Source organism: Fictibacillus sp. NRS-1165 (genome assembly GCF_050468105.1).
GTDB lineage: Bacteria > Bacillota > Bacilli > Bacillales > Fictibacillaceae > Fictibacillus_C > Fictibacillus_C terrinigri.
This window is the reverse complement of the sequence record NZ_JBDPNU010000115.1, coordinates 1-5,809: the sequence shown is the minus strand read 5'-3', so window position 1 is coordinate 5,809 and position 5,809 is coordinate 1. Positions and strand designations below refer to the sequence as shown.

Below are 5,809 nucleotides of genomic sequence, written 5' to 3'. Positions count from 1 at the left end.
AATACAACATGGGCACCGCTTTGGGCAAGAAGACGTGCAGTAGCTTCACCGATACCGCTGCTTGCCCCCGTAACCTCAGAAAGGATGAGGCGACGGTCGTCTTGTAACCTTAATTGTTTTTGATATTGCAAAGGACTCAATCTCGTAAGCTGACGCTGCAAATGCCGGATTCCAGGTTGGTTATGAGAGTCCTTCTCAATTCAGTCGTGAATATTCTCGAATGTGCGGTTTGCCCCCTATAAGCGATATAAAACGCCTTCATGAATTTTCCATTTGACACAGGTTGTCGGATTATTTTCTACGGTTATTTTAATAGCCTTAGGTCGGTGTACAAGCCTTTCTCTGAATCTAACATAGATTAATAGTAATCGACTCAGAGAGGAGGAATATAGAATGACTGATTTTATTGCGAAAATGCGGGGACGCTTTCAAGTGCCGCCGGTTATTACGGAGGCAACCGGTATAACATTGTTAAAATTGAGGAATAACGGCTTAAGTCTGAAATTCTTACTAAAAGTAAATGATATTGAAAACGTCACCCAAGCTCACATTCACTTGGGTCGACCAGGCCAGAACGGACCGGTTGTCGCGTTCCTGTTTGGCCCGAGCAAATTCGGCATTACATCCAGGCGGGGAATTGTGGAAGGCACCTTGACGCGCGAAGATTTGGTTGGACCTCTTCAAGGCGATGAAATACTCGGCCCTGGCGGAACAATAAAAAAATTGGTTACAAATGGATATAAAGTGATTTCCGTGGTTGTTGCAAAGGGGCGTAAGGAAAAAGAGGATTGCATTAAAGAATCAATGTTAAAAGCTAATCAATACTTGGGAGTAGAAAAGGTTGTTTTTTTAGAATATCCGAATCTTTTATTAGAAACTCTCCCTTTACATTCTTTAACTAAAGAAATTGAAGCGCTTTTGGCCAAGTATGAACCTTCCATGATTTTTACTCATCATTACGGAGACGTTAACCGGGACCATCAAATATTGTACCAGGCCGTCATTACTTCAGCCAGGCCATTGCCAAAGAAAATGGCTGCTCAAATACTCTGTTTTGAAACGGTCTCTTCGTCTGAATGGAGTCAACATACGAACGATAAAGAATTAAACCAAACTATTTTGCAGATATAACGGAAACCATTAATGATAAACTCAAATCTCCTTCATTTTATCACGTGGATATGAGGGATTTTCCTCATCCCCGTTCATATCAAGGAGTGAAAGCATTAGCACAGGTTCGAGGCATTATGCAGAAGCGTTTGAAATCATCAGGAGGGTATGGAAATGACAGAACGTCGATATTCAAAACAGTCTCCATCATTTATCCCCTATCCCCATTTAGTATCTGCAATGGATAAATATTATGGACTGACAACCGCTTTAAAAAAAGAAAAAAACAAGCCGGATGTCCAGAAACCCTCTGGATTAAGACAAAAGAAAAACATGAAAATCTTAATCACTACTTTCTGGGACTACCCTTTTGTTGGCGGATTGCAAAACTACATCACTGCACTTAAGTCAGGATTGGAAAGCTTAGGCCACATTGTCCATATTGCTGCACCTAACCACTTCGAAAATGGTGACATTGACGGAATGCGGCAAACCATTATGGAGGATGTAAAAAATTTTTTTGTTAAAAGGTATGGAAGTTTCAGTGAAAAGATCATCCAAAATGTTTGGCAAATGCGCAGATATGAATGGATGCTAAAGTGCGTGGATATTTCTAAGTATGATATTATTCACGCACAAGATCGGTTTACAGCAAATGTCATGTTCCAGCTTAATGAAGGTTATCAAAAACCGCTGCTGTTCACTCCCCACGGATTTATGACACACACACGGGTAAAGTTTAATCTAATAGAAAAAGGGTCTGTAGAAGAAGCCTACTTTTTGGCCATTGACAAAAAAGCCGTTCAAAGCTCGACCCATATCATTAGTTTATGTGAATATTTTCGTCCGTTGCTAAACAGTTTAGGCGCTGAGGAAAGCAAATTGACAACCATTTACACTGGAATTGATTATGGAATTGACCCTCTAGGGAAATCAAAGAATATTTCAGATAAGACAATTATTACCTGTGTATCTCGCCTCCGGCCGCGTAAAGGACATAAATACCTGTTTGAGGCACTTTCGCTCATTAGAAATAAGCTTAAAAATGTAGAAATATGGATTGTAGGGGAAGGATCAATGAGAGAAGAGCTTGCACACCAATGTCAGGATTTACAGCTAGAAAATGTGCATTTTCTAGGAAAGAGAACGAGAAAGGATATTCCAGAAATATTAAAACGATCAGATATTTTTGTTCTGCCAACTACCAGTGATACACTTCCTATTTCTGTGATAGAGGCGATGTTTGCCCGGAAGGCGATCATTACAACAAACTGTGGCGGAATACCAGAAATTATTCAGGACAATCATTCGGGGCTTATAGCTGAACCGGGTAACCCTCAGCAACTAGCTGAAAAATTAACCATTCTTCTGGACGACCCCGTACTAAGGAATTCTTTAGCACAAAATGCTAAATGCTTTGCTGAACAGCATTTATCCATTGCCAGTATGGCTGGAAAGATTGAAGAAGTTTATCAATCTTTCTTGCACGGGGGTGAGATGCAGTGAGGCATGATCTACCGGCCGTAGTGTTAGATTTAAGTGCGACTGGGATCGGGATCGTTCGGAGTTTAGCCGAACAAGGCATAAACGTATATGCATTTGATACAGAGAGTAAGCAAAAAATTGGAAAAACGAGGTATGCAAGCTGCGGTGTATGCCCTAATCCTGTTTCTGAGGAAGAAAAATTAATAGAGCACCTTACAAGACTAGGGCAAACATTTGAGGAGAAAGCGGTACTCTACGCTGGATCGGATGACTATGTGCGCTTTATATCAAAACACAGAGATCAGTTGTCTTTGTATTATCTTTTTCTTTTACCTGACCATTCATTAGTCGAGGCTGTGTTAGATAAAAGATTAACCTACGATTTATCAGTAAAACATAACGTTCCATGTCCTAAAACGTTCATTATTGATGATGAAGATCATCTTGACCGGATTGTTTCTGAAGTTACGTTCCCCTGTATATTAAAACCAGTCATTTCCTCCAATTTCCGCAATCGTATCGATCATCGTCTGTATAAAAAAGCAATATTAGTTGAAAAACCAGTCCAGTTAAAGGAAGAGTACCTCTTTTACAGCCGTTTTGGAGAGCTCATGATTCAAGAGGTGATTCCTGGAGAAGAGGCATCCATTTATTCAGTAAAAACCTTATTTGATGAGGAAATGAATCTAATTGGACTCTGGATGAATCAAAAACTCCACCAATTTCCTCCAGACTTCGGTTCAACCGCCATGGCGTTAAGTATTAGAGATGAGGACGTAATAAATATAGCAGTTCCATTTTTGCGCAATCTCAAGTTAAAAGGCCTGGCAATTGCAGAATTTAAGAGGGATAAAAGAGACGGCAAGTTGAAATTTATTGAGATTAACCCCAGGATCGGGTTAACCCAAAGATTGTCAATAGCTTGCGGTGTGAATTTAGCATACTTGAACTATTTGCTGGTAACTGGACAAAATCCTTCCCCCGTGACGAAGCAGAAAGAAGGCATCAAATGGGTTTACCTGGTCCGGGATTTTCTATCCTTCCGTCAAAACCATAAAAGCGGGAAAATGACAATCACCGAATGGATAAAGGGCCTTTCCGGACATAAGGTAGAAGCTTTATTCAGCTGGAAGGATCCACTCCCATTTATAAGAAGCTTTGTGTCCCATATTCGATATTTATGGGCGAGAAAATGAGATGTTAATAAAATTAGGGGGGATTTCTGCATTGAGCAGTAAAGAAGAAATTGTAAAACAGTGGAATCAATTTGGATGGAAAAAAAAGTTTGAATTTTTTTCAAATCATAAAGTTGTATTGCCTGAAGATAAAATAGAATGCCTTAAAAATTCGAGGGAAAAAACAAGTATCTGGAAACTGATCCTTACAGATGGCATAAACAGTCTTCCCGTAGTCCTTAAAATATATAAACCACCTTTTAAGGAAAATCATAGCGTGGAAATTAACATGTATCGCAGAGGATATACTGCCATGGCTGAATTTATGCCAAAAATGTATTGGATTGAGGAAAGAGTAAATGATGACGAAATCTGGCTATTTACAGAATTTGTTCAACCTTTGCGCGGGCAAATCAAGATTACGCCCAAACATCTCGATCTTATCATTCCGACTGCTGCAAAATTTCATGCCCGCACATTTGGTGATCGGATAACCAGGTACAAGGATTCTTTTGATTCCTGGCTACCCCGATATGATTCTGCGCTGGCAAACAGAGAAAGAAGCCATCATATTGAAAAAACAAAAGAATATCTAGATCTTGCTATGAAAGATCCTGGTTTAAGAGAAATAGTAGAACCTGGATACAACACGATTCAAAATGTCCTGCAAAAAGGGCCAATTTTCTTTCCGGAAATTATGGAAGCAGGTCAATGCCTCATCCACGGTGATCTTCATCTTCATAATCTTTGCTGCCAAAACGGCACGGATGAAGAAAATTGGAACATTCAAATGATCGACTGGGAGTCTTCTAAGTACGCACCCTGTTCGTATGATATGGTTGTTCTAGTTGAATTGTTGATTGATTTCAGAACAGACTGGCGAAAAAAGGAAGAAGAAATAAGAAGTCATTGCATGCTGTTATACGCTCAGGAAATGCAAAAAGAAGGAATAACCTTCCAAATAGACATCCTAAAGCTATTAAAAATGACTTATTTACAGAGAACATTAGAGAAAAGACTCCTAAATCACCTTAGAAGGGTGCTGAATGGAGAACAAAGTGTTCTGCTAAAAAGATATATTGAAAAAATAAATAGCTGGGGAAAGGAATTCGGTTTATACTAGCAGATCAAGTATTTGAGAAAATACGATTTATCTATCTAGTTAAAAACTAGAATACTTGAGTTGCTGCTGAAGTCTTTTAATAAAGGAAGTGTATGAATGAAAAGTATTACGGCGATAGCAGCCAGGAATAAAGGAAAACTAAAATTGGAAAATCTAGAAAAGTATAAACTGCTTGGCAAAGGCGGCGATGGAGCGGTTTTTCAAATTAGTCCCAATAAATGTGTAAAAATTTTCTGGACAGAAAAAACTCATAAACTTGAACTGAAGGCATTAAAGAATGGACAATCATCCCCCATCATTCCCCGACTCTATGAGTATGGATCCAATTATATTGTCATGGAGTATATCAACGGATATAATCTGAAAAAATACCTCAAAAAAAAGAAACGTTTTTCTGATTCAAAAATAAAACAAATATTATACATGCTTTCAGAATTTAAGAGGATCGGTTTTTTGAGGCACGATACAGAAGTTCGACATATTTACTTTAACGAGAAGGGTGAGGTAAAAGTGATCGACCACAAAAGGGCATTTACCACTGATCGAACTTATCCCAGAAAGTTAATATCGGGTCTTGAAAAGCTCGGATATGCAGAGGAATTCCTTCAACGGGTCAAAAAGATTTCGCCAACCCTTTTTAATGAATGGGCAAAATATTATCAATAACCTTTTAGATGGCGTCAAACATGCTGCCATTTTTTTTCTTTAGTTCAACCATTGAATACCTGACCCTTAAGATTATAAAGAAGTTACAAAAGAATAATAAAAAAATTTAAAATAAGAAGCTATATCTACTTTAAATATAAAATTTTTAAAAAGGGATATCTTGATGATTTATTAAATGGCGATCTATTCATGAATAACTTTAATTTCTTTATTGACCTTGAAAAGAGAACCAAAATTAAAGGCCAAGGAG

4 protein-coding genes and 3 pseudogenes are annotated in these 5,809 nt (G+C 38.3%); all 7 read left to right on the top strand.

The features are described 5' to 3' along the window. Positions 1-148: 148 nt before the first annotated feature. Positions 149-277, top strand: a pseudogene (locus tag ABHN01_RS24800) (AraC family transcriptional regulator); the annotation flags it as partial. 116 nt (positions 278-393) lie between these two features. Beyond that, positions 394-609 (top strand): annotated as a pseudogene (locus ABHN01_RS24795) (CHRD domain-containing protein); the annotation flags it as partial. A 42-nt stretch (positions 610-651) separates the two neighbouring features. Continuing rightward, positions 652-1,288: pseudogene (locus ABHN01_RS24790) on the top strand (PIG-L deacetylase family protein). Next, positions 1,285-2,616, top strand: coding sequence for a glycosyltransferase family 4 protein (locus tag ABHN01_RS24785; protein WP_429877758.1), 1,332 nt, complete (start codon positions 1,285-1,287; stop codon positions 2,614-2,616). Before ABHN01_RS24790 ends, ABHN01_RS24785 begins: the two are co-directional and overlap by 4 nt. After that, positions 2,613-3,791 (top strand): ATP-grasp domain-containing protein, encoded by a 1,179-nt coding sequence (locus ABHN01_RS24780; RefSeq protein WP_429877757.1) that lies wholly within the window; start codon positions 2,613-2,615, stop codon positions 3,789-3,791. Before ABHN01_RS24785 ends, ABHN01_RS24780 begins: the two co-directional genes overlap by 4 nt. A 31-nt stretch (positions 3,792-3,822) precedes the next feature. Next, positions 3,823-4,893: a phosphotransferase gene (locus ABHN01_RS24775; protein ID WP_429877756.1), complete on the top strand. Its 1,071-nt coding sequence runs from the start codon at positions 3,823-3,825 to the stop codon at positions 4,891-4,893. Positions 4,894-4,989: 96 nt separating this feature from the next. Continuing rightward, positions 4,990-5,559 (top strand): kinase, encoded by a 570-nt coding sequence (locus ABHN01_RS24770; protein WP_429877755.1) that lies wholly within the window; start codon positions 4,990-4,992, stop codon positions 5,557-5,559. Positions 5,560-5,809: the final 250 nt, after the last annotated feature.

What these genes read in the sequence shown, in the direction of transcription:
- ABHN01_RS24770 (WP_429877755.1), top strand. Translation starts at nt 4,990, where the DNA reads ATGAAAAGTATTACGGCGATAGCAGCCAGGAATAAAGGAAAACTAAAA.
- ABHN01_RS24785 (WP_429877758.1), top strand. Translation starts at nt 1,285, where the DNA reads ATGACAGAACGTCGATATTCAAAACAGTCTCCATCATTTATCCCCTAT.